Source organism: Rhodanobacter thiooxydans LCS2 (genome assembly GCF_000264375.1).
GTDB classification, from domain to species: Bacteria; Pseudomonadota; Gammaproteobacteria; order Xanthomonadales; family Rhodanobacteraceae; genus Rhodanobacter; species Rhodanobacter thiooxydans.
This window is the reverse complement of the sequence record NZ_AJXW01000017.1, coordinates 1-25,360: the sequence shown is the minus strand read 5'-3', so window position 1 is coordinate 25,360 and position 25,360 is coordinate 1. Positions and strand designations below refer to the sequence as shown.

Genomic DNA, 25,360 nt, shown 5'->3' with positions numbered 1-25,360 from the left:
CCTACCTCACATCGGCCTATGGATACATTAAAATAGGTTTATTGGCCATGATCAACCATAAAAGCTTAATATAAAGTGTTTTAGACAGTTTGCATCAACGTCGCACAGCATCCACCTCGGCGATCGCCTCGACCTGGATGCGCAGCGTCACCGTCATGTCGAAGCCGTAGGCCTTGCCGGCGTCCATGCCGAAGGCGTCGCGCTGGAACGTGGCCAGCGCATCGGCGCCGCACAGTTCGCGTTTCAGCATCGGATGCGGCATGCACTTGAAGCTGTCGATCTTCAATTGCAGTGGACGGGTCACGCCGAGCAGGGTGAGCGTGCCGTCCACGCGGGTCGGCTTGCCGTCGACGAAGCCGGCGAGGTGGCCCTGGTAGATGGCTTGCGGATACTTCGCCGTGTCGAACAGCTCCTCGCCTTGCGCCTTCTGGTTGAGCTGGTCCTGGCCGAAGTCGGCGCTCTTCATGTCCACCACGACGTTCAGCGTGCCGCTGCCGGCCGCCTTGTCCAGCGTCACCGTGCCGCTGCTGTGGTTGAACTTGCCGCGCCACACCGACAACCCGCCGAGGTGGTCGGCCTCGAAGCTGGGGTAGGTGTGGTCGGGGTCCAGCTGGTACTTCACTTCGGTGGCGTGGGCGGTGGCCAGCGACAGCAGGGCGAGCAGGCCGAGGGCGAAGGCGGTGCGGGTCATGGACGGCATGGACGATTTCCTTGCGTGGCGGGAGAGGTGTCTGCGGGAGCGACGAATCGGATGCCGCGATTTCGACAGTGTGGAAATCCCGGCGGCAATGTCCGTCGCGGTCCCGTGTTGCGCCGCTGCGCCGTTGCCGCCAATACTCCCATTCTTCTGGAAGTCCGGATGCAGAGGAAGGTGACTCGATGAATTCCCGTTCGCCGGTAGCGCCGGCTTCTCCGCATGGCGGTCGCGCGATCCATCCGGGCAGGCGCCGCGCATGAACACACCAGCCAACCGCTGGTTCGCCCCCGGCGACCTCAACGGCTTTCTCGGCCTGGTGGTGGACAACCTGTCCATCATGGGTTTCCTCGCCGCGGCGCTGATCGGCCTGTTCGGCTTTCCCGCGGACATCGTGTTCCTGCGCATGTTTCCGGGCACCGCGCTGGGCGTGCTGCTTGGCAACCTCGCCTATACCGCGATGGCGCGCCGGCTGGCGCGGCGCAGCGGCCGCGACGACGTCACCGCGATGCCGCTGGGGCTGGATGCGCCCACCAGCATCGGCATCGCGCTGCTGGTGCTCGGCCCGGCCTTCCTCGGCTTCAAGCAAAGCGGTATGGACGAACACGCCGCCGCGATCGCGACCTGGCAGCTGGGCATGGCGTCGCTGGTGGTGATGGGCGTGCTGAAGTTCGTGCTGTCGTTCTTCGGCGCGATGGTGCAGCGGCACGTGCCGCGCGCAGGCCTGCTCGGTTCGATCGCCGGCATCGCGCTGGTGCTGATGGGCTTCCTGCCGCTGGTGGAAATTCTCAAGCTGCCGGTGGTGGGATTCGCCGGGCTCGGCGTGGTGCTGTACGCGCTGTTGGCGCACGCGCGGATGCCGTTCGGCCTGCCCGGGGTGCTGGTGGCGTTCGTGGTCGGTGCGTTGCTCTACTACGGGCTCGGCCCGTCGGGCTGGCTGGGTGCGGGCTACCACGCGCCGACGGCATGGCAGTGGCGTTTCGCGCTGCCGTGGCCGACGCTGCAGTGGGTGGACGGGCTGGCGTACATCGTGCCGTACCTGCCGCTGATCCTGCCGTTCGGCCTGCTGATGGTGGTCGGCGGCATCAACGTCACCGAGAGTGCGCGCGCCGCCGGTGATGACTATTCCACCCGCGACATCCTGCTGGTCGAGGCGCTGGCCACGCTGGCGGCCGGCTTCTGCGGCGGCGTGGCGCAGACCACGCCGTACATCGGCCAGCCGTCGTACAAGGCGATGGGCGCGCGCAGCGGCTACACCCTGCTCACCGGCATCGTGGTCGGGCTGGGCGGCGTGTTCGGCTATCTGTCGAACCTGGTCGAGCTGCTGCCGCTGCCGGTGCTGGCGCCGATCCTGGTGTTCGTGGCGATCGGCATCACCGTGCAGGCATTCGAGGCGACGCCGATGCGCTACGCGGCCGCGGTGGTGTTCAGTTTCTTTCCGGCGATCGCGCGGATGCTGACGATCAAGCTGAGCGACCCGACCTACGTCTCGCCGGAGCACTTCGCCCGACTGTTCAACGATGGCACGCACGGCATCTCCGAGCTGGCGGTGATCACCGTGCTGGGCAATGGCTTCATCATCACCGCGATGGTCTGGGCCAGCTTCGTGGTGGCGCTCATCGACCACCGCCCGCGGCGCGCCGCGCTGATCCTGCTGCTGGGCGGGGCGCTGAGCCTGTTCGGCGTGATCCACTCGGTGGAACCGTCCGGCGGCATCTATTTGCCGTGGCTGCTCGATGCGGCCTCGCGCAGCATCGTGTGGCAGTTCGCCGGAGCCTACCTGGTGCTGGCGATCGTGCTGATGCTGTTGTCGCTGGGCGACGCGTGGCGCACAGCTGCCGTTCGCTGAAAACAAAAACGCGCGGCTCGTCGCCGCGCATTCCGTGGCATCGGCCAAGGGCCGCTCAATGCCCGGTGATGCGCTCGGCAGCCTGTTCGTCCGGCGGCACCAACGGTGCATCCGGATGCGCGCCGGCCTCCAGCTCGGCTGCTTCCACCGACGGCGTGCGCCAGCCCGAGCGCACGCCCCACAGGTAGAACACCAGGCCGATCACCGCCACCACCATCAGATCCCAGCCGTAGGACAGGTAGCCCTTGCCGCCGAAGGTGGTGCTGCCGGCCCAGGAGACAAAGGCGATCGTCGGCAGGTAGGCAACCAGCCACCAGGCGCCCTTCAGCTGGCGGCCGAAGTCGTGCCAGCCGCTCTTCGCCTGGTAGTAGAAGTAGATCGGCAGCGCCACGACCATCAACAGGATGATCTCGCCGGTCAGTGGCCACCTGGCCCAGTACAAAAGCTCGGTGGACATGACGAAGGCGACGCCGGCCAGCAGCGGCAGGCCGGCCAGGCGCAGCGGGCGGTGCAGACCCGGCGCAGTGCGGCGCAGGGTCATCACGCTGACCGGGCCGGTCAGGTAGGAGACGATCGTGGCCACCGAGATCACCGCCGCCAGCGTGCCCCAGCCGCGGAAGAAGAACAGGAACAGGAACGACACCACCAGGTTCACCCACATCGCCGGGCGCGGCACGCCCCACTTCGGGTGCACAGTGCCGAGGATCTTCGGCAGCGTGCCGTTGCGCTCCATGCCGTAGAGCATGCGCGCGGTGGTGGCGGTGTAGGTCATGCCGGTACCGCTGGGGCTAATCACCGCGTCGATGAACAGCAGCGTGGCCAGCCACTGCAGGCCGAGGATGATCGCAAGATCCGCGAACGGCGAGCTGAAGTCGATGCCGTGCCAGCCCACGTTCGCCAGCATTTCGCGCGGCACCGCGCCGATGAACGACACCTGCAGCAGCACGTAGATCACCGTGGCCAGCGCGATCGAGCAGACGATCGCGAACGGGATGCTCTTGCCCGGGTTGCGCGCCTCGCCGGCGAGGTTCACCGGGCTCTGGAAACCGTTGAAGCTGAACACGATGCCGGCGATCGCCACCGCGGTGAGCACCGAGGCGAAGTCGGTCGAATGCACCTCGCCGTGGATGCCGACGCTGAAGTTCTCCGGATGGAAACCGGTCATCATCAGCAGCACCGCGGTGAGCGCGGGAATTACCAGCTTGAACAGCGTGATCGCGGTGTTCGAGCGCGCGAACAGCTTCACGCTCCAGAAGTTCAGCAGGAAGTAGACGATCACCAGCGCCGCGGCGATCAGCAGGCCATTGGTGCTCAGCTCGCCGTGGCCACCGGGGGCCTGGTGGTAGAGGTCTTTCGCCCACTGCCACTTCCACGACGACATGTACTGCGCCGAAGCCTCGGCTTCCACTGAGATCACCGAGACGATCGCGATCCAGTTTGCCCACGCCGCGATGAAGCCCACCAGCGAACCGTGCGAGTAGTGGCCGTAGCGCACCATGCCGCCGGATTCGGGGAACATCGCGCCCAGCTCGGCGTAGGTCAGCGCGATGGCGAGGATCACCGCCGCGCCGATCACCCACGCCCAGATCGCGCCGGGGCCGGCGATCTGCGCCGCGCGCCACGCGCCGAACAACCAGCCCGAGCCGATGATCGAGCCCAGGCCGGTGAGCATCAGGGCGAACGGGCCGACATCGCGGCGGATCGCGCGTTCTTGGGTCATGTGAGGGTTCCCGTGTCGACGCGCAGCGCGCCGGAAAGGGGCCGATGGTTGCAGAATTGACCGTCCCGTGTCACGCCGCAGCAGTCACGACCCGGCACGACCCCGCTGGCAGGAGCCCGTTCGCGGGCGATGTTCTTGGCCGGGATGACCAGACATTCGTCTGTTGAAAGCCGGGATTCGAAAAGCATCGCCCGCGAGCGGGCTCCTGCGGGACGCGGCGCACTGGGCGGTGGGGATGAACTTAGTTGTCCAGCGCCAGGCCGCCCTGCGACTGCGCCGTGGGTGCCGCGCGAGCCCGTGAGAACGCCAGCAACTCGCCCAGTCGGGCGCCTTTCTCGCGCCAGTCGTGGAACAGCGATTCGCCGACCAGTGCGTAATACCAGCTGCGCCCGCCGCGTTGCTCCGGCTCCAGCGCATTGATCCGCTCGCACCAGGTGGTTGCGGCCTTCAGCTTGCGCTGCACGTTCGGATGGCTGACCTGCTGCTGCGCCTTGGTCTCGACCAGGTAGGTAGCATCGCCCGTACGCACCAGGAAGTCGGGGATGTACAGCGCTGACATGCCGTCGTCCTTGACGTAACGCAGGCGCACGAAGTCGTGCCGGTTCTCGCTGATCTTGCAGAACGCCTCCACGCTGGCGTCGGCCTGCGCCCACTCGATGAACGCCCGTTCCAGACCGCCGCTGCGGGTGGGGTAGGGCAGGCGCGTGTAGATGCACTTGGACACTTCCAGCGAAGCGCTCTCGCGCACCATCAGCTTCGTCACTTCGGACAGGTGACGATGACGTACTTCCGTCGCTCCAGTGGTGGTGTGTTCTTCGGAGCGATGAAGAGCAAGGCCGAAGATCCTCACGATGTGCTCGATCACCGGCTGCAGCAGCAACAGCCGCCAGCCCTCGTCCTCGAAAGGCTCGAAGGATTCGCTGAACAGCCGCTCGCGGATGTAGTCGTCCAGCGCGGTGGCCAGCGCCGCGGTATTCATCTGCAGATACGGGCGATCCAGGTGGGGGGAAACCTTGTTGCCCTTCGGCAGCGGGTGGTTCAGCGCCTGGCTGACCCGCCGGGTCAGCCGCGACAGCAGCTCGTTGTAGCCGCTGACGTTCATCGCTGCGCCATCGACGCGGTAGTCGCCAAACAAGGTGGTGCTCTGCAGGTCCTGCGAGGTAAAGGTGTCGCCCTTGCCGAGCAGTTCGGCCAGCTTCGCGCGGCTCATCAAGGTGAACGGCTGCAGCGCGGCGGCGTCGATCGGCAGGTGCTCGACGCTCTCGTCCGCCTCGCGCAGGATGAACGGGATCGCGAAGTCGTACGTTTCGTAGCCTTCGCGGAGTTCGGCGGCGATCAGGTCGCCGGTGCTGCTGCCTTCATCGTCACCGGTGGTGCCAACCAGGCCTGCGGCCATCAACTCGTCGTAGAAACTCTGGAATGCCGGATGCTCGACGATCGACAGGATGTCGATCAGCGAACCCGGCTCCTCGCCGTGGTTGATCCGCTCGCGGTTCTCGCGCTTGATGTCGGCGTATTCCGGGTCGCGCCACATCAGTCGCAGGCCGCGGCCGATGGTCTGTTCCAGCAGGATCTGCGCCTGGCTCGAACGCAGCGGCACGATCACGCAGATGTTGTTGACGTCGAAACCCTCGCGCAGCATCAGCACGCTGACGATCACTCGCGGTTGCACGTGCCTGTCCACGTTGAACAGGCGCTGGCGCAATGGCGCCCAGTCCTTCTCGCCCAGTTCGGCCTTCCTGCCAGAGTCGACGGTGAGGACGTCTTCGTCATGCAGGCCTTCGTCGAGCAGGAACTGCGCGACCAGCGGCGATACTTTCGTGTCCTCGCACACCACCAGCATCTTCGGATGGCGCGTGGCGTCGAGCCGGACGAAATCCGCCTCCAGCTTGCGCAGCTTCTGCAGTCCGGCGCGCAGCATCACGCGCTGGCCTTCGGAAAGCGCCACGTTGCCGTCGACATCGCGCTCGGCGGTGAACTCCAGCGGCAGCGCGCCGAGTTCCTTGCGCTTGTCCAGCACCAGCGACTTCACGAGGCCCAGCCGCATGGCGTCCTTCAGGTCGAAATCCACCACGATGTGCGGGAAATACACCTTGCGCCGGTTCCTGCCACCACCGACGTCGTTGTACGGCGTAGCCGAGAAATCCATCTGCACGAAACGGCGGCTTTTGCCGGCGGCGATGATCGACAGGCTCTTCTGCCACTCGACCTCGGTGGTCTCGCCGCCCGACTTCAGCTCGTGGATGTGGTGTGCCTCATCGTTGAACACCATCAGTTCGGGCAGGTCGGCGAGGTAGCTCAGCACATTGCCGCGCACCCAGCGCCGGTCCAGCACGTCGAGGCTGTTGCCGGCGGCACGGCCGGGCACCAGCGGCAATACGTCGTAGGCGACGCGGGAAGCATCGGCGACCATGCCGGGCGCGTCGATCCACTCGGCCTTGTCCTCTTCGATTTCCTCTTCGGCCTCACTGAGCAGGTGCCAGTTGGTGATCGCGATCATGCCGTTGCCGGTGGCCTTCAATCCGATCTCGGTCTTGGTGCAGACGTTGCCGCGCACGAACTGCGCGATGCGCTCGCGCCGCGCCGGCGGCGCGAACAACTGGGCGTAGCTGGCGATGTCGGAACTGGCGAAGTCGCGGCTCTTGTCCTCGTTCTCCTTGCCGAGGAACGCGTCGAGCAGCCGTTCGTACACGATCAGCCCCGGCGCCACGATCAGGAAGCGGCGGGTGAAACGCGGGTCGTCGCGCCCCTCGTCCAGTGCCGCGGTTTTGTTCAAGAGCTGCCACACCAGCAGCGCCTGCAGCACCCAGGTCTTGCCGGTGCCGGTGGCCATCTTCAGGCAGTACTTCGGATGGTGCCTGCCCTGCGCCACGTCGGCCAGCCGCGTGCCTTCCAGCAGCGCTTCGGCGCAGACCTGCTCGTACAGGTTCTTCAGGTTCGGACTGTCCAGCACCTCGTGCGCCACGATCACGTTGAGGATCGCCTGCTTCTGGCCGGGGTGGAAATTGAACGTGCGCGACTGGCAGGCATCCTCGCCGAACCACCAGCGCAACAGCTCGGCGGTCACTGGCGTCACCAGCTCGTAGATGTCGGCGATGCCCTGCTCCAGGCCGATGCACAGCTGCTCGGCGCGGCGGGTAAGGGCGGCGGCGAGCGCCATCGGGTTGTCGGCGACGCTCATGCCTTCGGCTCCGCCACCACCTGCACCACTTCAGCCTCGAAGCCGAACACATCGACCACGCGCACGCACACCCGGCGTTCGCCGGCCTTGCGCGGCACGCTGAACTCGGCGCTGGTCACCACCCGCAGCGGGTCGTCATCGTTGGCGGTGTTGCCGCGGTAGTCCTGCCATACCGAGCGGAACACCTGTCCGTCGTAGTCGGGGTCGACCGCCCAGTATTCAATCAGCGCCAGCGGTTCGGCGTTGGCCACCTTGAGCAGCTTCTTGCGGTTGTCGTCGTCGAGGTTGATCGCCTCGGGCGAGAGCAGCACGTAATTGTCCAGCGTGACCCGCAGCTGTTCTTGGCTCCCCTCTTCCTGCGGGAGAGGGGTTGGGGGTGAGGGTACGCGCCGCACCGGCTTGATCGTCAGGTACTGCAGGCTGGAGAAGCGCACCTGCCCGCGCAGCTTCTCGATGCCGCCCCTCTTGCGCAGGCGGTCGAGCAGGTCGGGCGGAATCACCAGCACTTCCAGGCGCGCATCGTTCAGCGCGGTGATGCTCCGGCCGATCGACGGCTCGAAATTCCAGCCCAGCACCACCACTCGATCCCAACCGCCGAGCAGGTGGTCGCGCTGGGCGATCGCCTTGCGCAGGGTGGCGTCGCCGGTGAGCTTGTTCGGCGAATCGACCAGTACCAGGGTCTTCTGGCCGCCGTAGACCACCGCGCCGAGATTGCGCAGCGGGTTGTCCTCCGGCTGCAGCGGCAGCGCGCCGTACAGCGACAGCACGATGCCGGACAGGTCGCCGACGCGGAAGCTGCGCCCCATCGCGCTCTTCGCCACCTCGACCTGGTAGTCGCCGATCGCCTGGTACAGGAATGGCTTGGCGCCCTGGTCGATCAGCCGCTTGCGCATGATCATGCAGGCCGGCTTGCCGAGGTCGGTGGTGATCCAGCGACGTCCTAGTTTTTCAGCGACGGCAGCGGTGGTGCCGGAGCCGCCGTTGAAGTCAGCGATGAGGCCGCCTTCTGGGCAAGAGCTGCGGATAATTCGTTCCAACAAGGCTTCAGGCTTTTGTGTCGCGTAGTTCAGCCTTTCCGCGCCGGACTTCGTCATTTTTATGTCTGTCCATACTGACTGGACAGGTCTCCCGGGGCTTTCGTCAAGATATTGCTTGACGTAAGGCATTCCGGTTTTGGAAAAGACGATCTTTCCCTTATTGATTAGCTCGTCAATGGTTTCTTGGCTGTACCGCCAATGGGTTCCCGGCGGAGGACTTCTGAGCTCTCCATTGAAGAAACGAGCAGGCCCAGGACCGGCAGCTGTCGCGGTATTGAGCCAATAGCGCCGACCTGTTTCTTCCTCGGCGTTCCTGAAACGATCTTGTATATACTCCTCGTCGTACGGAGTATGCGTTTGGAAAAAAGATCGGGAATGGGTTTTCCCGTAAAAGAACAGGATGTCGTGGATGTTGCCAAATCTGTTGGAGTCGTTATGGGCACCAGTTCGTTGCCATACAATTTCATTGGCGAAAAAATCCTTGCCAAAAATTTCATCCATCACCACCTTGACGTAATGTCCTACATGCCAATCCAGATGCGCATACATGGACCCACTATCGCTCAGTAGTTCCCGCATCAGGATCAACCGCGGCGTGATCATCTCCAAGTATGACGCAGTGCCTCCGGACCAAGTGTCGGAATAGGCAAATTGCTCCATGGCCGTGGGCCGCTGCTCCAGCTCCACGATGGGCAGGAGCCCGAGGCCCCCGGAGGCCATGGATGGCCGAGAGGGGCCGCCAGGCAGCGAAACCTTGGTGCGGTAGTCGGCCTTGGAGTCGAACGGTGGATCGATGTAGATCAGGTCGACCTTGCCGCGCAGGCTGGGCGTGTGTTCGTCGCCGGCCAAGAGCGCGGCCATCGCCAGCAGGTTGTCGCCGTAGATCAGCCGGTTGGTCCAGTCGGCCGTGCCTTCCTCGCCCAGGTGCGCCCGTCGGTTCGCCGCGGCGATCCAGTCGCTGTCGCGCGTGTCCTTCGACGGCAGTACCCACTCGCGCGTCTGCAGACTGACCCGGTGCCGCCCTTCCAGGCTCTCCAGGATCTTCTCGGCCTGCTGCCGCCCGCGGGCGACGATCTCGGGGAGCTGTTCCAACAGGGACTTGGCCACGCGATCGTTCCCCATGATTAACGTCAAACGTCAATCATAGTGAACTCTATACGTTAACTGGTAGGCGGGGTGGTCGGTAAGTTGCCAAGGAATGAGCAACGAACGCGCCGAATTCTCGAAACGCCTGGCTGCCGCGATGGTTGCGCAGGGCTACGACCCGCGCCCCGTCGTGCTGTCCACGCAGTTCAACGTGCGGTTCAACGGTGCCTCGGTGACCTTTACGACCGCTTCGCGCTGGCTGAATGGCAACGCGATTCCCGAGTACGAAAAGCTGGTCGCGCTGGCGGACTGGCTGAAGGCCGATCCCTGCTTCCTGCTGTTCGGCGATCGCGCACTGCGTGGTGGTCGCGCGACCCGGCAGGTCAGGGAAGACGCGCCTGTTTACGACGACCATAAGGTTTTCGGCATCTACCGTACACTGCCAGCGACGCAGCAGAAGGCCGTATGCGAGGTGATCATGGCCTTCGCGGCGGCACCTTCGAGACGGTCGCGCCCGACCAAGCCGGTGGTGGGCGCCAAGTTGCCGCGCCGCAAGTCCTAGCTCGAAGTACACCGGTTTTTGTAGGAACGCACTTGTGCGAGATGCTGTTTTCGTCGTGTGGCCGAAGAGCATCGCCCGCGAGCGGGCTCCTACAGAATGGGCCTCAGCATTCGATCACATTGACCGCGAGGCCGCCGCGCGAGGTTTCCTTGTACTTGTCCTTCATGTCGCGGCCGGTGTCGCGCATGGTCTTGATGACCTTGTCGAGCGAGACGCGGTGCTTGCCGTCGCTCTTCAGCGCCATGCGGCTGGCGTTGATCGCCTTCACCGAGCCCATCGCGTTGCGCTCGATGCAGGGGATCTGCACCAGGCCGCCGATCGGGTCGCAGGTGAGGCCGAGGTTGTGCTCCATGCCGATTTCGGCGGCGTTCTCGACCTGCATCACGTTGCCGCCGAGCGCGGCGGTGAGGCCGCCGGCGGCCATCGAGCAGGCCACGCCGACTTCGCCCTGGCAGCCCACTTCGGCCCCGGAGATCGACGCGTTCTCCTTGTACAGGATGCCGATGGCGGCGGCGGTGAGCAGGTAGTCGATGATGCCGTTCTCGTCCGCCTTCGGGCAGAAGCGCAGGTAGTAGTGGCCGACCGCGGGCACGATGCCGGCGGCGCCGTTGGTGGGCGCGGTGACTACGCGGCCGCCGGCGGCGTTTTCCTCGTTGACGGCGAGCGCGTAGAGGTTCACCCAGTCGAGGATGGTCAGCGGGTCCTTCAGCGCGGCCTCGGGCTGGTTGCGCAGTTCCTCGGCCATCGCCGGCGCGCGGCGCGCGACGTGCAGGCCGCCGGGCAGGGTGCCGGGCGAGCGCAGGCCGCGGGTGACGCAGTCCTTCATCGCCTGCCAGATGGTCAGCAGGCCGGCGCGGGTTTCCGCCTCCGTGCGCCACACGCTTTCGTTCGCCATCATCAGCTGGGCGATGGTCAGGCCGTGCTGCTTGCACAACGCCAGCATCTCGTCGCCACTAGAAAACGGGTAGGGCTGCGCGGTGGTGTCGGCGACGATGCGGTCTTCGGCCGCCTCGTCGGTGTTGACCACGAAGCCGCCGCCGACCGAGTAGTAGTCGCGGCTGGCCAGCTCGTTGCCGTCGACGTCGTAGGCGGAGAAGCGCATGCCGTTGGTGTGGAACGGCAGCTTCTGGCGCTTGTTGAAGACGAGGTCGGCCTTTTCGTCGAACGCGATCTCGCGCTTGCCGAGCAAGTGGATGCGGCTGGTGCCGCGGATGCGCTCCAGGGTGGCGGGGATCTGGTCCGGGTCGACCGTGTCGGGATGCTGGCCTTCGAAGCCCAACAGCACGGCCTTGTCGGTGCCGTGGCCGCGGCCGGTCATCGCCAGCGAACCGTACAGCTCGGCGCGCACGCGGGCGACGCGGTCGAGCACGCCCTTCTCCTCCAGCCAGTGTTCGGCGAAGCGCGCGGCAGCGCGCATCGGCCCCACCGTATGCGAGGAGGACGGCCCGATGCCGATCTTGAACAGGTCGAATACGCTGACGGCCATGGATGTGCTGCTGGCTAAGTGGGTGAACCGGCTATTCTACGCGGCACCCCTGGTTTTGGCAGTCCATTCGCAAGCGCATGTCCGACCTGATCCTGTACCAGCGTGACTACTGCCACCTGTGCGATTTCGCCCTGGCGGTGATGGCCGAGGCATGCGCGCCAGATTTCGACAGCGTGTGGGTGGATGATTCGGGCGAACTGGAACGGCGCTACGGTACCCGCGTTCCGGTATTGCGCGACGTGCGCGACGGCCGCGAGCTGGACTGGCCGTTCGATGCGGCGGCGGTGCGTGCGTTCCTGGAGAAATGAACTCCCTCCCCTGCGCAGCAGGGGAGGGTTGTGACCGAAGGGAATCCCTTTGGGGAGGGTGGGGTTCGCTCTTGATCTAAAGTCAAAAGCCTTACCCCCTCCTGACCTCCCCCTGCCCCAAGGGACTTCCTTCGGTCGCAAGCAGGGGGAGGAACACGAAGCTAGACGCGGCGGGCTTTCAGCCGCTTGAGGATCTCCTCGCGCGCCTCACGCAGGATCGAGTCGCGATCGAGCCCGGCGACGATGTCGGCGACGGCGCGCTTGGCGCCGGCTTCACCCCAGGACTTGCCGGCGACCAGATAGCGTTCGGCGGCGCGGCCGATCAGGACGGTGGCATACCAGCCCAGTGCGCCCTGCGCGGCGGCGGTAACCAGAACCGACAGGCCGGCGCTCATGCCTTTCAAGGCCGAGGCGACCAGCTGCATGCCCCAGATCGCGCCCATCAAAGCGGCCAGTTGCGCAGAGATCACCGCCACCAGCCGGCCGGATTCGGCGCGGGTCAGGGGCAGGCCGTAGACGCGCGACAGCTGCACCACCATCGCCGCGTCCAGCCCGGCCGCAGCGAGCAGGTCGGCCACCGGAATCGGATTCAGCGCCACCGCCACGCCCTTGGCGAGACAGTATTGGCGGATCAGTTTCGCGGCCACCGCCTGCCGGGTCTGCGCGATGCGCGCGCTGACCTGGTCGGTGAGCCGGCCGGCGTAAAGGCCAGCGTTGATCGCCGAGAGCGTCTTGCCCTCGCGCACGGCGATCGCCAGCAGGCGTTCGCGCAGGGCGGCGACGTCGGGCATGCGTGCCTGCTCGCGGATCTGCTCGTGGCCGCGTGGGTCGACTTCGACGACCCGTTGCGGCGCCGGCCGCGCGGCCACCGCCAGCACGTCTTCCGCGCGCACCAGCCCGGCCACGCGCAGGCGCAGGTGCTGCAGCAGAGTGTTCAGTTCATCGTGGCCGTAGCGGTCGGCCTTGTTCAGTGCCAGCAGCAGCGGTCGCTGGGTGGCGGCGAGCGTTTTCAGCGCGTCGAGTTCTTCGCGGGTGAGGTCGCCGTCGCCGACGAACACCACCAGGTCGCTGACCTCGGCCACCTCGAACGCCAATCGCTCGCGCGCTTCGCCGTCCAGCTCATTGATGCCGGGCGTGTCGATCAGCACCAGGCCGTCGTGCTGCGCCTCGTCAAGCGGCGCATGGTCGGCGTCGGTGGTGGTGCCATGGAGCACGCCCACCGCGAACGCCTCGCGGCCGAGCAGCGCATTGCCCAGCGCCGACTTGCCGGTGGAGACGCGGCCGAACACGGCAACGTGCAGCTCGCCGCGTTCGAGGCGGTCCAGCATGGCCTCGATGCGGGCGAAGTCGCCGGCCAGCTCGCCGCGCACTACGGCCGGAATGGTCGGGTCGTCCAGCAGCGCGCGCAGGCTGTCGGCGACCTGGGTCGGGCCGGTGCTGCCGCGGGGCGGCGGCGCGGTCAGGTGGCGGCCGGGGCCGAGCCAGCCGCGCAGGCGTAGCCACAGCGTGTCGCGCGCCACCGCGGCGGCTTACTTCGCGGCCAGCTGCAGGTGCGCGGTCACCTTCACCTCGCCGCCGATCACCGAGGTGTCGGCGTAATCTCCGGTGCCCACGTTGAAATCCAGCCGCTTCACGGTGCCGGCCACGTCCAGCGTGGCGCCGCTGCCCTGCGGCTTGAACGTCACGTCGAGGCTCACCGGTTTGGTCACGCCGCGCAGGGTGAGCGTGCCGTCGGCGATCACCTTGCCGCCGCTCTGGCGGAAGCCGGTGGTGACGAAATGCGCCTTGGGGAATTTCGCCACGTCGAAGAAATCCGTGCCGGGCAGTGCGCCGTCGCGGTCGCTGTCGCCGGTCTTCACGCTGGCCAGGGTCACTTCCACGTCGAACTTCGACGCGGCGAGATTGGCCGGGTCGTAGCTGATCGCGGCGGTCCACTGGCCGAAGTGGCCGTTGAACGACTCGCCCTGGAAGGTGTTGCTGAAGCCGAGCGTGCTGGACGCCGGCTGTACGGTGTAGTCGGTGGCTGCAACGAGCCCGGGCAGGGCGAGCGCCAGCAGCAGGGTGGCAAGGCGTTTCATCGGGAGTCTCCTTCGGAAGCAGGTGGGGCGCGCAGGCGGCCGAACGGCAACATCCGGCGCAGCGTATTGTCATGGTCGAGCAGGTGGTGTTTCAGCGCGCCGCCGACATGCGCCACCAGCACCAGGATGAGGAACCAGAACAGGTACTCGTGCACGCCGTGCGCGAAATCGCGCAGCGCGTCGTTCTTCTGCGCCAGCGCCGGCAGGTTGAACAGCTTGAACCACTGCAGCGGCTTGCCGGTGACCGAGTTGAACCACCAGCCGCTGAGCGGCAGCAGCACGATCAGCACGTACAGCGCGCCATGCGCGGCATGCGCCGCGAGCTGCTGCCAGCGCGGCGCCGGTTCCTCGGCCGGGCGGCGGTCGGTCCAGCGCCAGGCGATGCGCAGCAGCACCAGCGCCAGCACGGTGAGGCCGATCGACTTGTGCAGGGCCAGCCAGTTGATCTTCTGCATCGGCGAGCTGGCCAGGTCCATCAGCAGGCCGAACAGTCCGTTGCCGAGGATGCCCAGCGCGATGATCCAGTGGAAGAACTTGGCGACCGAACCCCACCGGCGGTCGCTGCTGCGCAGGCTCATGGTGTTTCCTTGCGTGGTGGAACGGTGTGGTCGTCGCGGATTGTCTCCAGTTCCAGCCACACACTGACATTGGCGCCGATCGAGTTGCGGTTGGCGGTGATGCCGAAGTCGTTGCGGTCCAGGCTGGCGGTGGCGGAGAAGCCGGCTACCTCGTGCGATTCATAGAGGGTCCGGGCGGCGCGGTTGAAGGTGAACGCCAACTGCAGCGGGCGGGTGACGCCGTGCAGGCTCAGCTCCCCGTGCAGCACGCCGTGGCGCTCATCCTTGCGCTCCACTCCGGTGCTGCGGAAGTGCGCGTAGCGGTGGTTCGCGCAGTCGAGCAGCGCCGGCTTGCACACGGCCTGGTTCCAGTCGGTGTCGCCCATGTCCAGGCCGGCCAGGTCAATGTCCAGCTCGGTGGCGGCGGTGCTCCAGTCGTCCGGATCGAAACGCAGCCAGCCGCGCGCGATGTGCAGCCGCCCGAACGGCCGCGAATAGCCGTTGTGGCTGATGCTGAAGACGACCTGGCTGTGCACTGTGTCGTAGCGCCAGCCGTCCGCGGCGGCGTGTGCCGACGCCAGCGGCAGCAGGGTTGCCGCGAGACACCACAGCCAGCGGGTTGGGCGCAGTCGGAACATATCGTGAAGTCTGGCCGATCGGCGGCGCAGCTGCCAGCGCTGGCGGCTGAACAATGGGTTTCCGCGGGTGATCCAATGGAAACGGTTGATGGCGGCGCTGTGGGGTGCGCCTTGCCCATTGGAGGCTCCCTTGGTTGTAGCGGCACTCCGGGGCGCGAGTTGCGGAGGCGAACAGCTTTCACCTGCCTTCGGTGGCCGAGTTACTGCTCTCTTGCGTATCCCCTGTAGGGGCGCACTCTGTGCGCGATGCTTTTGTTTCGTTCAGAGCGAAAAGCTGCAGAAGCAACAGCTTTCGTGCGCCGAAAGCGATCGACCGCTCTTGGTTTTGATCACGCCAGGAACACGAGCAAGAGCATCGCGCGCAAGCGCCCTCCTACAAATGCGCGCGGACAGACAGGCTTCGCGCCAATGGCAAATGTTCAGTACGTACGTTGCACCGAATACTCGGCCAAGGTCGCCAAGGCATCGCGATGCGCCGACGTCGGCAACGCGGCGAGAGCCACGCGGGCGGCGCGGGCATGCAGCAGGGCGCGCTCGCGGGTGCGTTCCAGCGCGCCGGAATCGCGGATCGAGGCGATGATGCGGTCCAGCGAGTCGAGCCCGCCGTGCTCGATCGCGTGGCGCAGCGACTGCGCCTGTTCCGGGTTAGCCTTCTCCAGTGCGTAGATCAACGGCAGGGTCGGCTTGCCTTCGGCAAGGTCGTCGCCGATGTTCTTGCCCAGGGTGCCGGCGTCGCTGGTGTAGTCGAGCAGGTCGTCGGCGATCTGGAACGCGTAGCCCAGTTCCATGCCGTAGCGGCGCAGTGCGGCCACTTCGCCATCGGACAGGCCGCCGAGCAGGCCACCCAGTTCGGTGGCGGCGGCGAACAGCACGGCGGTCTTGCGTTCGATCACCGCCAGGTAGGCAGCCTCGCTGACGTCGGCGTTGCCGATGTTGAGCAGCTGCAGCACTTCGCCCTCGGCGATCGTGTTGGTGGTGTCGGCGAGGATGCGCATGATGCGCATGTCGTCCAGTTCCACCATCAACTGGAACGAGCGCGAGTACAGGAAATCGCCGACCAGCACGCTGGCGGCATTGCCCCACAGCGCATTCGCGGTCTTGCGGCCGCGGCGCAGGTCGGACTCGTCGACCACGTCGTCGTGCAACAGGGTGGAGGTGTGGATGAACTCGATGATCGCGGCGAGCTTGACGTGGCGATCGCCGCGGTAGCCGGCGGCGCCGGCGGCCAGCACGTGCAGCATCGGGCGCAGCCGCTTGCCGCCGCCGGCGATGATGTGGTCGGCGATCTGGTTGATCAGCACCACGTCGGAAGACAGCCGCTGGCGGATCAGCGCATCGACCCGCTGCATGTCGGCGGCGGCGAGGTCGCGCACCTGGGCGAAGTCGGCGGGGCGGGTGGCGTCGGCGGTCATCGTGGTCATGGGGGCTTCGGGTGCGTGTGTGTCGCTTCGCGGATTATAGGGCCTGCAGCATTTTGCGCCGCGACATGTCGCCACAGTCGCCGCGCGCGGCACCATCTATAATGCCGGGAATGTCTTTGGCGACGTGCCTCTCCCAGTGAGCAAACTCTCCAGCCTCGAACTGCGCAGCGCACTGACCCTCGCCTGCGTGATCAGCCTGCGCCTGTTCGGGCTGTTCCTGATCATGCCGGTGTTCTCGCTGTACGCGAAGGCGATGCCTGACGCCACCGGTTTCATGATCGGGCTGGCGCTGGGCGTGTACGGCATCGGCCAGGTGCTGCTGCAGATTCCGCTGGGGCTGCTGTCGGACCGGATCGGGCGCAAGCCGGCGATCACCATCGGGCTGGTATTGTTCGCCATCGGCGGCCTGATCGCGGCGATGTCGCACACGCTGGCCGGCATCGCAGTCGGACGCGCGGTGCAGGGCATGGGCGCGGTGGCCGGTGCCGGCATCGCCCTGGCGGCGGATCTCACGGCGGAGGAAAACCGCAGCAAGGCGATGGGCATCATCGGCGTGTCGATCGGGCTGGCGTTCCTGCTGGCGCTGATCCTGGGGCCACCGCTGGAGGCGGTCGCCGGGCTGCCGGGGCTGTTCGGCGCCACCTCGATCCTGGCGCTGGCCTCGCTGGCGCTGCTGTGGCTGATCGTGCCCACGCCGGCGCATGCGCGTGCGCCGGCTGCGGCCGGTCTCGGCCAGGTGCTGGCGATGCTGCGCGACGGCCGCATGCTGGTGCTGAACGGCTCGGTGTTCTTCCTGCACGCGCTGCTCACCGCCAGCTTCGTCGGCCTGCCGCTGCTGCTGGCCGACACGCTGCACCTGCCGGTGAACCGGCACTGGGAGCTGTACCTGCCGGTGATGACGGTGGCCGCGTTCGTGATGGGCGCCACCATGCACCACATGCGTGAAGTGGCGCAAAGCCTGCGCATCGTCACGGTGTGCGTGGTGGTGATCGGGCTGGCGCTGCTCGGCTTCGCGCTGTCCGGCCGCCACTTGGCGGCATTCGGCGTGGCCGCGGCGGTATTTTTCTCCGCCTTCAACCTGCTGGAGGCGGCGCTGCCCAGTCTGGTCTCGCGGCTGGCGCCTGAGCAGCTGCGCGGCGCGGCGATGGGTGCGTATTCGACCAGCCAGTTCATCGGCGCATTCGTGGGCGGCGCGCTCGGCGGCATCGCGCTGGGCCGCCTCGGCCCGAACGGCGTGTTCGTCTGCGCCGCGGCGCTGACCCTGCTGTGGCTGCCGTTGGTGGTCTCCGGCGCGCGCCGGATCACTCGTCGCGCCGCGACGACGCAGGCGCGCCTCGCCTAGGAGCGATGGCGGCCGCCGCTGCCGCGGCGGGGTTTGCAATAGCGGTGAGGCGGCCCAATCATGGGTTGCCGCGACCCGCTGGTCCGCGAGCCGAGAACCGCCCGATGGCCCATGAAATCATTGCGCTGATCGCCGAATACGGCGTGCTGCTGGTGTTCCTCAATGTGCTGCTGACCCAGCTCGGCGCACCGCTGCCGGCGGTGCCGACCATGGTGGTGGCCGGCACGCTGGCGGCAGGCGGGGAGCTGGCGCCGGCGGCGGCGATCGGTGCGGCGGTGGCGGGCGCGGTGCTGGGCGACCTGGCCTGGTTCGCTGCCGGCCGGCGCTACGGTGCCGGGGTGATGCGCCTGCTGTGCCGCATCTCGCTGTCGCCGGATTCGTGTGTGGCGCGCTCCGAGCTGCAGTTCCAGCGCTGGCGCGGCCGGGTGCTGCTGGTCGCCAAGTTCGTGCCGGGGCTGTCGACGGTGTCGTCCTCGCTGGTCGGCGCGATGGGCTTGCGGCTGCCGGTGTTCGTGCTGTTCGACGGGCTGGGTTCGCTGTGGTGGGCTTCCCTGGCGGTCGGGCTCGGCTATCTGTTCGCCGCGCAGGTGGACAGCCTGCTGGCCGCCATCGCCAGCGCCGGCACGCTGGCGATCGAGTTGCTGGCGGTGCTGCTGGTGCTTTACGTGCTGCTGCGTTGGTGGCGTCGCCAGCGCCTGCTGCGCACGCTGCGGATGGCGCGCATCTCGGTGGACGAGCTGTACCGCAAGATCGCCGACGGGCACGCCCCGGTGGTGGTCGACGTACGACCGGCACAGACGCGCCAGCTCGATACGCGGGTGGTGCCTGGCGCTTTGCTCGTCGACGATGGCGGCCTTGAGCAGGTGCTGCGTGGCGTGCCGCTGGACCGCGAGCTGGTGGTCTATTGCAACTGCCCGAACGAGGTCTCCGCGGCGCGGGCGGCGAAGCTGCTGATGGCCCAGGGCTACAGGCGGGTGCGCCCGCTGCAGGGCGGGCTGGAGGCGTGGGACGCCGCCGGCTATGGCGTGGAGCGTCTGCCGGAGGCGGCTGCGGCGACCTCGCCCCCCGACGGCGCGCGGGCCTGAGCCGACCGCCGGGGCCGCCCGCGGCTGGCAGGGGTGCGGGTCGGTGGCCGCTGGATTCGTCGACCGCCGCGGTTATCATAGCCAGCCCGATCCATCACTCCGGGCGCAACCCAACGCAGACTTGCGGCCGGCTCAACGAGGACACTCCCATGGCACGTGGCGTCAACAAAGTCATCCTGGTCGGCAACCTTGGCGCGGACCCCGAAATGCGCCACACCGGCGGCGGTACCGCCATCTGCAGCTTCAACCTGGCCACCACCGAGTCGTGGACCGACAAGCAGAGCGGCGAGAAGCAGGAGCGTACCGAATGGCATCGGGTGAAGATCTTCGGCCGGCTGGCCGAGATCGCCGGCGAATACCTGAAGAAGGGCCGCCAGGTCTATATCGAAGGTTCGCTGCGCACCGACAAGTACACCGACAAGCAAGGCATCGAGCGCTACTCCACCGACATCATCGCCAGCGACATGCAGATGCTTGGTGGCCCCGGCGGTGAAGGCGGCGCCGGCGGCGGCTACCAGCGCGAGCGCCCACAGGGTGGCCAGCGCCAGGGCGGCGGCAGCTACGGTGGTGGCCAGTCGCGCGGCGGCGACTATGGCAACGCGCCGAGCCAGTCCCCGGCGCCGGCTCCGGCCGACAACGGCTTCGCGGACGACGATATTCCGTTCTAGGACATACCTTAGGCCGTCCTTGTACTGATTTCATCCATAAACCCCCGATTCATCGGGGGTTTTTTCGCTCTGCTTCTGCCTCGCACGCCTGGGTCAGGGCGTGCCGGGCGAGGCGGCGGTGACCCGCCACACCGCGTCGCCGACATCGTCCGCGATCAACAGCGCGCCGTCCTTGTCCTGTGCCAGGCCGACCGGTGCGCCGTACAGCTCTGACTCGTCGTCCGAGTAGAAGCCGGTGACGAGCGGCTCGGGGACGCCAGTCGGCTTGCCGTCCACGAACGCGACGTGGACGACGGCGTAGCCGCTCAGCGGCGAGCGGTCCCAGCTGCCGTGCTCGCCGACGAAAGCACCATGTTGATACTTCTCCGGCAGCGCGTTGGTGTCGGAGAACAGCAGCCCGAGCGCTGCGACGTGCGAGCCCAGCGCGTAGTCGGGCTTGATCGCCTTCGCCACCAGGTCGGGCCGCTGCGGCATGACGCGGCTGTCCACGTGCTGGCCGTAGTAGCTGTATGGCCAGCCATAGAAACCACCCGGCTGGACCGAAGTCAGATAGTCGGGCACCAGGTCCGCGCCAATCTCATCGCGCTCATTGACGATCGCCCAGGGCTTGCCCGTGTGCGGCTCGATCTGCACCCCGGTCGGATTGCGCAGACCCGAGGCATAGATCCGGCTGCTGGCACTGGCCACGTCCACCTCGAGCACGACCGCGCGCCGATATTCCTGATCGATGCCGTTCTCGGTGATGTTGCTGTTGGAGCCGACTCCGACATACAGCTTGCTGCCGTCCGGGCTGGCCGCCATCGCCTTGGTCCAGTGGTGGTTGATGGTGGCCGGCAGGTCGGTGAACTCCACGCCGGGCGTGGTGATCTGCGTTTCGCCCGTGACGTAGGGGAACTTCACGATCGCGTCGGTGTTGGCCACGTACAAGGTGTCGCCGATCAGCGCCACGCCGAACGGCGAGTGCAGGTGCTCGATGAAGACGTGCTTCTCCCATTCGCCGCCCGCATTCCCGTCGTGGCGCAGCAGGGTGATCCGGTTGCCGCCCTTGGCGCCCTTGCCCGACAGGTTCTTGACCTTGTTGGCGATCAGCTGCTTCGGCGTGGTCACCGGCTCGGAACCGGGGCCGTTGGATTCCACCACCAGCACGTCGCCGTTGGGAAGGGTGTAGAGCTGGCGCGGGTGCTTGAGTCCGCTGGCGATCTTCTCGATCTTGAGCCCCGGCGCCACCTTGGGCGTCTGGCCCTGCTTCCAGCCAGCGTAGCGGGGGACCTGCATCGGCGGGACCAGGAAGTTGCGGGCGGCGGGCAGCGGCGGAGCGTCGCCCGACTGTTGTGCGGGCTGATACGACGCCTTGCCGCTGCAGCCGGCCAGGAGTAGCGCGGCGGCCAGCGCCAGCAGGCCGTGAAGGACGGGCTTGTTCATGGCTGGACTCCTTCGCGGGCGGAATCGTGTACGGCCATCAGCACTTGGGCGATGGCCAGCAGGAGCACGGTGATTGTCGACAGCCACACGCCGGTGGGCACCACCGCGTAGGCGTCGCGGCTGTGCGCGAAGGCATTGAAGATCGCCACGACGATGGCGAGCAGGTTGAGCCAGAAGTCCAGCTTGTCGGCGCGCTGGGCGAGCTGCCGGGAGGTGATCCAGACCTGGGCGAGGCTGACGAAGCGCGGGATGATCGCGAGCAGTAGGCCGAACACGATCAGCCAGGCGGCGCCCTTGTTCCACAACACACCGGCGGTCCGCACATAGAGGATGTCGAAAATCAGCGCGGCGACGAAGAAGCCGAACGGCAGGGGATTGAGCAGGCCATAGACCGCGTTGGCCAGGACGGAACGATGTGGTGCGGTGTTCACGGGCAGCTCCTTGGCAGGAAGAACACTATGGACAGCGGGGAACGATCCGCGTCGGGGCGAAGGGAGAAGTGGTCGTCAAGCGGAATGGCGTGCCTCCTCCATCCACAACTCCTCTCGCCTCGAAGAGGCGTGGGCAGTTGCAGGAAACCGTGCCGCTACCCGCCATGTTGTGTGCGATTGCGTGACGCGTGCGTGATGCGCGCATGACATGCACTGGTCGTCGCGCTTCATGACACACTGGCGAACATGTGCCCGCGATTTTTCGACTGTCACGCCCTGACCATCGTCGCGGCGTTGTCTTGCCTCGGACTCGCTTCGCCACGGGTCGCCGCGCAGGAGACGGCGGCCGCGCGCGCGAAACCGACGACCTTGCCCGCGGTGCAGGTCACGGCGATCCGCATGGATATTCCTCCGTTCGACCTGCCTGCCGCACTCAGCATGGTGCAGATCGAGCCGGCTGCATCCGGCCAGCCGGGCGTGAATCTTTCCGAGTCGTTGGTCGGCGTGCCGGGCATCCTTGCGCGCGACCGGCAAAACTATGCGCAGGATGCGCAGATCTCGATACGCGGCTTCGGTTCGCGCGCGACGTTCGGCGTGCGCAGCATCCGCCTGTATGTGGACGGCATCCCGGCGACGCTGCCGGATGGACAGGGCCAGGTCTCGCACTTCAATTTCGATTCGGCCGAGCGGGTGGAAATACTGCGCGGTCCGTTCTCGGTGCTGTACGGCAACGCCGCCGGCGGCGTGGTGCAGCTGTGGAGCGCCGAGGGCACGCCGGTGCCGGTGACCACGCTGGGCGTGAACGCCGGCAGCAACGACACGTTTCGCTACAGCGTCGACACGCGCGGCACGGTGGGGCGCGTCGACTACAACGTCGCCGGCTCGCTGTTTCTTTCCGGCGGCTATCGGCGGCACAGCCGGGTGCGCCGCGAATCGGACAACGCCAGGTTCGGGGTGGACCTGGGCGACGGCAAGAAGCTCACCATCGTGGCGAACCGCCTGAACCAGCCGGTGTCGCAGGACCCGCTCGGACTCACCCGGGCGCAAGTCGATGCCGACCCGCGGCAGGTTGCTGCAGTCGCCAACCAGTACAACACCCGCAAGAGCATCCTGCAGAACCAGCTCGGCGCCGTCTACGAACAGCAGCTGGACAGCGACGATCAGTTGCGGGTGATGGGCTATGGTGGCCAGCGCCGCATCCGGCAGTACCAGTCGATTCCGGTGAGTGCCCAGCGGAATCCGCTTTCGGCCGGCGGCGTGGTGGCGCTGGACACTGACTACGGCGGCCTCGACGCGCGCTGGACCCGCAGCGGCCAGCTGGCCGGCCGCGACTACGAGTTCGTGCTGGGTGCGAGCGCCGACGGGCAATGGCAGCATCGCCGTGGCTACGAGAATTTCGTCGGCGGCACGCTGGGGGTGACCGGCGCGCTGCGGCGCAACGAGGACGACAACGTCCACAGCGTCGACGAGTACGCGCAGTGGTACTGGCACTTCGCCAAATCATGGTCGCTGCTGCTCGGCGTGCGGCACGACGACGTGCGCTTCCGCGCACGCGACCACTACGTCACGGCGACCAATCCAAACGACAGCGGCAGCAAGAACTACACGGCCACCACGCCGGTGCTCGGGCTGGGCTTCCGACCCAGCGACAACCTGCGGCTCTACGCCAGCTACGGCAAGGGTTTCGAAACGCCGAGCTTCAACGAACTCGGCTACCGCAGCGATGGCCGGCCCGGCATGGCCTTCGACCTGCGCCCGGCGCGCAGCCGCAACCTGGAGCTGGGCGCCAAGTGGCAGGTCACGCGTGGACTGGCCTTCGACACGGCGCTGTTCCGCGCCGACACGCGCGACGAGCTGGCGGTGGGGACCAACCGGAACGGCCGTTCGACCTACCGCAATGTCGGCGACACGCGGCGCCAGGGCGTCGAGCTTTCCCTGGACGGCCAGTTGGCGGACCACTGGCGGATCAGCGCCGGCTTCACCCACCTGCAGGCGCGCTTCCGCAGCGCGTTCCTCGCCTGCCGCGCCACGCCATGCAGCGCAGCCACCGTGCCGGTGGCGCGCGGTACCCGCATGCCGGGCGTGCCCGAAAACTATGGCTCGCTGCGCATCCGGCACGGCGGCGAACTCGGCTGGCAGGAAGGCCTGGATGTGACCGGCGTCGGCGCGGTCACCGTCAACGACACCGCGACCCAGCAGGCCGCCGGTTATGCCCTGGTGGGCGTGGACGTCGGCTACACGTTCGCCCTGGCGGCGTCCACGCGACTGCAGCTCAGTGCCCGCGTGGACAATCTGGGCGACCGCCGCTACATCGGTTCGGTGATCGTCAACGACAGCAACGGGCGCTACTTCGAACCGGGTCCGGGCCGTACCTGGATGCTGGGGGCGCGGCTGGTTTTCTAGGCGGCTGCGCACCCGGCCGGCCTTGGCGTCGTGTGCACGCGTGGCGCGCCTATCATCGGCACCCTCGCAGCGGGTGGCAGGATCAACGGCATGCACGAATCCGGTTCGACTCCCGGAGTGGCGAGAGAGTTCCTACGCAAAAGTGGACACCGGTGGGTTAGCCGCGTGAGCCTCGAACTCGATGGGAGAACGATAGCCCAAGGCGGAGTGTAAGCGCTTGGTGTTGTAGAAATCGATGTAGTTTCGTACGGCGGCTCGCAACGACGATTCGGTGCTGAACCACTGGCGGTGGTACATGTCCGATTTCATGGACTTGTTCCACGACTCCATGTGCGCGTTGTCGGTCATGCGATGGGGTCGGTTCACGCTCTGCACCAACCCGGCGCTAGCCAGAGCCTGCTTGAAGTCGCCGGCCAGGAACTCGACGCCGCGATCGCTGTGCAACAACGTGCCAGCCGGTGGCTTGCGTTGGCGCAAGGCGGCGGCCAGCGCCCGGCGGGTCAGCCGGGAGGTCCTGTCCGTTCCCAGCGACCACCCCAGCAAACGCCGCGAGTAGCGATCCATGACCGTGGCCAGGTAGCGCCACGTTCCCGACACTTTGAGGTAGGTGACGTCGGTGACCCAGACCTGATCAGGCCGATCCACGGTCAGCTCGTGAATCCGGTTGTCGACGCTGGCGAAGAAGCGATCGACCCCCGGGCAACGTCGATACAGATCCGCCGAACAGCCGCGGATGGCGTGATCGCGCATCAGACGCTCAATCCGTCGCCGCCCGACCGACTCGCCGTCGCGTTGCAGGCCGGCGTGGACGCGCGGACTGCCATAGGTCTGTTCGCCCTCGTTGTGTACCTGGCGAATGCGCTCAAGCAGGCGCACATCTTCCTGCGCCCGCGCGCTGGCCGGGCGATCGCGCCAGGCGTAGTACCCGCTCGGACTGACGCCGTACAGCCGGCACAACCACCTCACCGGGTGCTGATTTTGCTGACGGATGAAGGCGAAGATGTCGGCCTTGGAGCGGAAGTGAACGCGATCGCTTTTTTTAAAAGGTCATGCTCGACCTTCAGCCGCACGTAGGCCTTCTTCACCCGGCGCAGCTCCTTGAGCTCTGCCGCCACTTCTTTGTCGACTGCCACACCCTTGGTCATGATCAAACCCTCGCGCGCCTGTTTGCGACAACGAGACAGCATGAACGGATGGATGTAAAGCGACGCGGCGACGTCACCCACTGCCACGCCGGGCAGCTGGCTCAGACGGACGGCGGTTGCCTTGAACTGATCGGTATAGCGGTAGGTGGTTCGTGGCCCTGGCTTGGGCATCTCGTGGACTCCTGAAAAGTTAGTTCAGGGTGTCCACTAAAGCGTAGGAGCTGTCCCGTCCGCCTTGAACGAATTG

22 protein-coding genes are annotated in these 25,360 nt (G+C 66.7%); 7 read left to right on the top strand and 15 right to left on the bottom strand.

The genetic code is table 11. The features are described 5' to 3' along the window. Window positions 1-94: 94 nt before the first annotated feature. The gene (locus UUA_RS04215; RefSeq protein ID WP_008434542.1) at window positions 95-700 is read right to left on the bottom strand and encodes a YceI family protein; all 606 of its coding nucleotides are present in this window, start codon (window positions 698-700) and stop codon (window positions 95-97) included. Between the two features lie 253 nt (window positions 701-953). Between UUA_RS04215 and UUA_RS04210 the strand changes: the two genes are divergently transcribed. Further along, complete coding sequence (locus UUA_RS04210) at window positions 954-2,543, top strand: hypothetical protein (RefSeq protein ID WP_008434541.1); 1,590 nt, start codon at window positions 954-956, stop codon at window positions 2,541-2,543. 55 nt (window positions 2,544-2,598) lie between these two features. On the opposite strand, the gene UUA_RS04205 is transcribed toward UUA_RS04210, so the two are convergent. From UUA_RS04205 to UUA_RS04195, 3 genes are all read right to left on the bottom strand, one after another. Then, the gene (locus tag UUA_RS04205) at window positions 2,599-4,263 is read right to left on the bottom strand and encodes an APC family permease (RefSeq protein WP_008434538.1); all 1,665 of its coding nucleotides are present in this window, start codon (window positions 4,261-4,263) and stop codon (window positions 2,599-2,601) included. 241 nt (window positions 4,264-4,504) lie between these two features. Further along, complete coding sequence (locus UUA_RS04200) at window positions 4,505-7,444, bottom strand: DEAD/DEAH box helicase family protein (protein WP_008434536.1); 2,940 nt, start codon at window positions 7,442-7,444, stop codon at window positions 4,505-4,507. Continuing rightward, window positions 7,441-9,588 (bottom strand): site-specific DNA-methyltransferase, encoded by a 2,148-nt coding sequence (locus UUA_RS04195; protein ID WP_039953547.1) that lies wholly within the window; start codon window positions 9,586-9,588, stop codon window positions 7,441-7,443. Before UUA_RS04195 ends, UUA_RS04200 begins: the two co-directional genes overlap by 4 nt. Before the next feature lie 91 nt (window positions 9,589-9,679). On the opposite strand from UUA_RS04195, the gene UUA_RS04190 reads away from it, so the two are divergent. Next, window positions 9,680-10,129: a hypothetical protein gene (locus UUA_RS04190; RefSeq protein ID WP_008434529.1), complete on the top strand. Its 450-nt coding sequence runs from the start codon at window positions 9,680-9,682 to the stop codon at window positions 10,127-10,129. 103 nt (window positions 10,130-10,232) lie between these two features. Here the strand turns inward: UUA_RS04190 and UUA_RS04185 are convergent, their stop codons facing one another. Next, entirely contained in the window at window positions 10,233-11,615 is a 1,383-nt protein-coding gene (locus UUA_RS04185) for an L-serine ammonia-lyase (RefSeq protein WP_008434528.1), read from the bottom strand. 77 nt (window positions 11,616-11,692) lie between these two features. Between UUA_RS04185 and UUA_RS04180 the strand changes: the two genes are divergently transcribed. Continuing rightward, window positions 11,693-11,923: a glutaredoxin family protein gene (locus tag UUA_RS04180; protein ID WP_008434527.1), complete on the top strand. Its 231-nt coding sequence runs from the start codon at window positions 11,693-11,695 to the stop codon at window positions 11,921-11,923. Window positions 11,924-12,084: 161 nt separating this feature from the next. Here the strand turns inward: UUA_RS04180 and UUA_RS04175 are convergent, their stop codons facing one another. The 5 genes from UUA_RS04175 to UUA_RS04155 all read right to left on the bottom strand — a co-directional run bounded on the left by UUA_RS04175 (window position 12,085) and on the right by UUA_RS04155 (window position 16,617). Continuing rightward, window positions 12,085-13,443, bottom strand: a complete 1,359-nt coding sequence (locus tag UUA_RS04175; RefSeq protein ID WP_008434525.1) for a GTP-binding protein — start codon at window positions 13,441-13,443, stop codon at window positions 12,085-12,087. Between the two features lie 9 nt (window positions 13,444-13,452). Then, entirely contained in the window at window positions 13,453-14,001 is a 549-nt protein-coding gene (locus UUA_RS04170) for a YceI family protein (RefSeq protein WP_008434523.1), read from the bottom strand. Continuing rightward, window positions 13,998-14,579 carry a cytochrome b gene (locus tag UUA_RS04165; protein ID WP_008434521.1) on the bottom strand — a complete coding sequence of 194 codons (582 nt, stop codon included), beginning with the start codon at window positions 14,577-14,579 and terminating at the stop codon, window positions 13,998-14,000. Before UUA_RS04165 ends, UUA_RS04170 begins: the two co-directional genes overlap by 4 nt. Beyond that, window positions 14,576-15,196: a YceI family protein gene (locus tag UUA_RS04160; protein WP_039953545.1), complete on the bottom strand. Its 621-nt coding sequence runs from the start codon at window positions 15,194-15,196 to the stop codon at window positions 14,576-14,578. Before UUA_RS04160 ends, UUA_RS04165 begins: the two co-directional genes overlap by 4 nt. Before the next feature lie 419 nt (window positions 15,197-15,615). Then, window positions 15,616-16,617, bottom strand: a complete 1,002-nt coding sequence (locus UUA_RS04155) for a polyprenyl synthetase family protein (RefSeq protein WP_008434518.1) — start codon at window positions 16,615-16,617, stop codon at window positions 15,616-15,618. Window positions 16,618-16,753: 136 nt separating this feature from the next. Here UUA_RS04155 and UUA_RS04150 point away from each other — a divergent pair, with 136 nt between their 5' ends. The 3 genes from UUA_RS04150 to ssb all read left to right on the top strand — a co-directional run bounded on the left by UUA_RS04150 (window position 16,754) and on the right by ssb (window position 19,712). Further along, entirely contained in the window at window positions 16,754-17,959 is a 1,206-nt protein-coding gene (locus UUA_RS04150) for an MFS transporter (RefSeq protein ID WP_008434517.1), read from the top strand. A 104-nt stretch (window positions 17,960-18,063) separates the two neighbouring features. Beyond that, window positions 18,064-19,044, top strand: coding sequence for a DedA family protein/thiosulfate sulfurtransferase GlpE (locus tag UUA_RS04145; RefSeq protein ID WP_008434515.1), 981 nt, complete (start codon window positions 18,064-18,066; stop codon window positions 19,042-19,044). Window positions 19,045-19,193: 149 nt separating this feature from the next. Continuing rightward, window positions 19,194-19,712, top strand: coding sequence for a single-stranded DNA-binding protein (ssb, locus tag UUA_RS04140; RefSeq protein ID WP_008434513.1), 519 nt, complete (start codon window positions 19,194-19,196; stop codon window positions 19,710-19,712). A gap of 93 nt (window positions 19,713-19,805) precedes the next feature. Here the strand turns inward: ssb and UUA_RS04135 are convergent, their stop codons facing one another. The 3 genes from UUA_RS04135 to UUA_RS20185 form a co-directional block, all read right to left on the bottom strand. Continuing rightward, window positions 19,806-21,134, bottom strand: coding sequence for a PQQ-dependent sugar dehydrogenase (locus UUA_RS04135; protein WP_008434511.1), 1,329 nt, complete (start codon window positions 21,132-21,134; stop codon window positions 19,806-19,808). Beyond that, entirely contained in the window at window positions 21,131-21,565 is a 435-nt protein-coding gene (locus tag UUA_RS04130) for a DUF2231 domain-containing protein (protein WP_008434509.1), read from the bottom strand. The genes UUA_RS04135 and UUA_RS04130 overlap by 4 nt, the downstream gene beginning before the upstream one ends. 269 nt (window positions 21,566-21,834) lie before the next feature. After that, window positions 21,835-21,966 carry a hypothetical protein gene (locus UUA_RS20185; protein ID WP_268793774.1) on the bottom strand — a complete coding sequence of 44 codons (132 nt, stop codon included), beginning with the start codon at window positions 21,964-21,966 and terminating at the stop codon, window positions 21,835-21,837. Here UUA_RS20185 and UUA_RS04125 point away from each other — a divergent pair. After that, the gene (locus UUA_RS04125; RefSeq protein ID WP_008434508.1) at window positions 21,965-23,968 is read left to right on the top strand and encodes a TonB-dependent receptor family protein; all 2,004 of its coding nucleotides are present in this window, start codon (window positions 21,965-21,967) and stop codon (window positions 23,966-23,968) included. The two genes, UUA_RS20185 and UUA_RS04125, sit on opposite strands and share 2 nt — an antisense overlap. A 132-nt stretch (window positions 23,969-24,100) precedes the next feature. Here the strand turns inward: UUA_RS04125 and UUA_RS04120 are convergent, their stop codons facing one another. Together UUA_RS04120 and UUA_RS04115 are read right to left on the bottom strand one after the other, a co-directional pair. Next, complete coding sequence (locus UUA_RS04120; protein ID WP_235605835.1) at window positions 24,101-24,958, bottom strand: IS3 family transposase; 858 nt, start codon at window positions 24,956-24,958, stop codon at window positions 24,101-24,103. Then, a complete protein-coding gene (locus UUA_RS04115; protein WP_008434505.1) occupies window positions 24,931-25,284 on the bottom strand; it encodes a transposase in 354 nt (117 codons plus the stop codon). Before UUA_RS04115 ends, UUA_RS04120 begins: the two co-directional genes overlap by 28 nt. Window positions 25,285-25,360 lie beyond the last annotated feature (76 nt).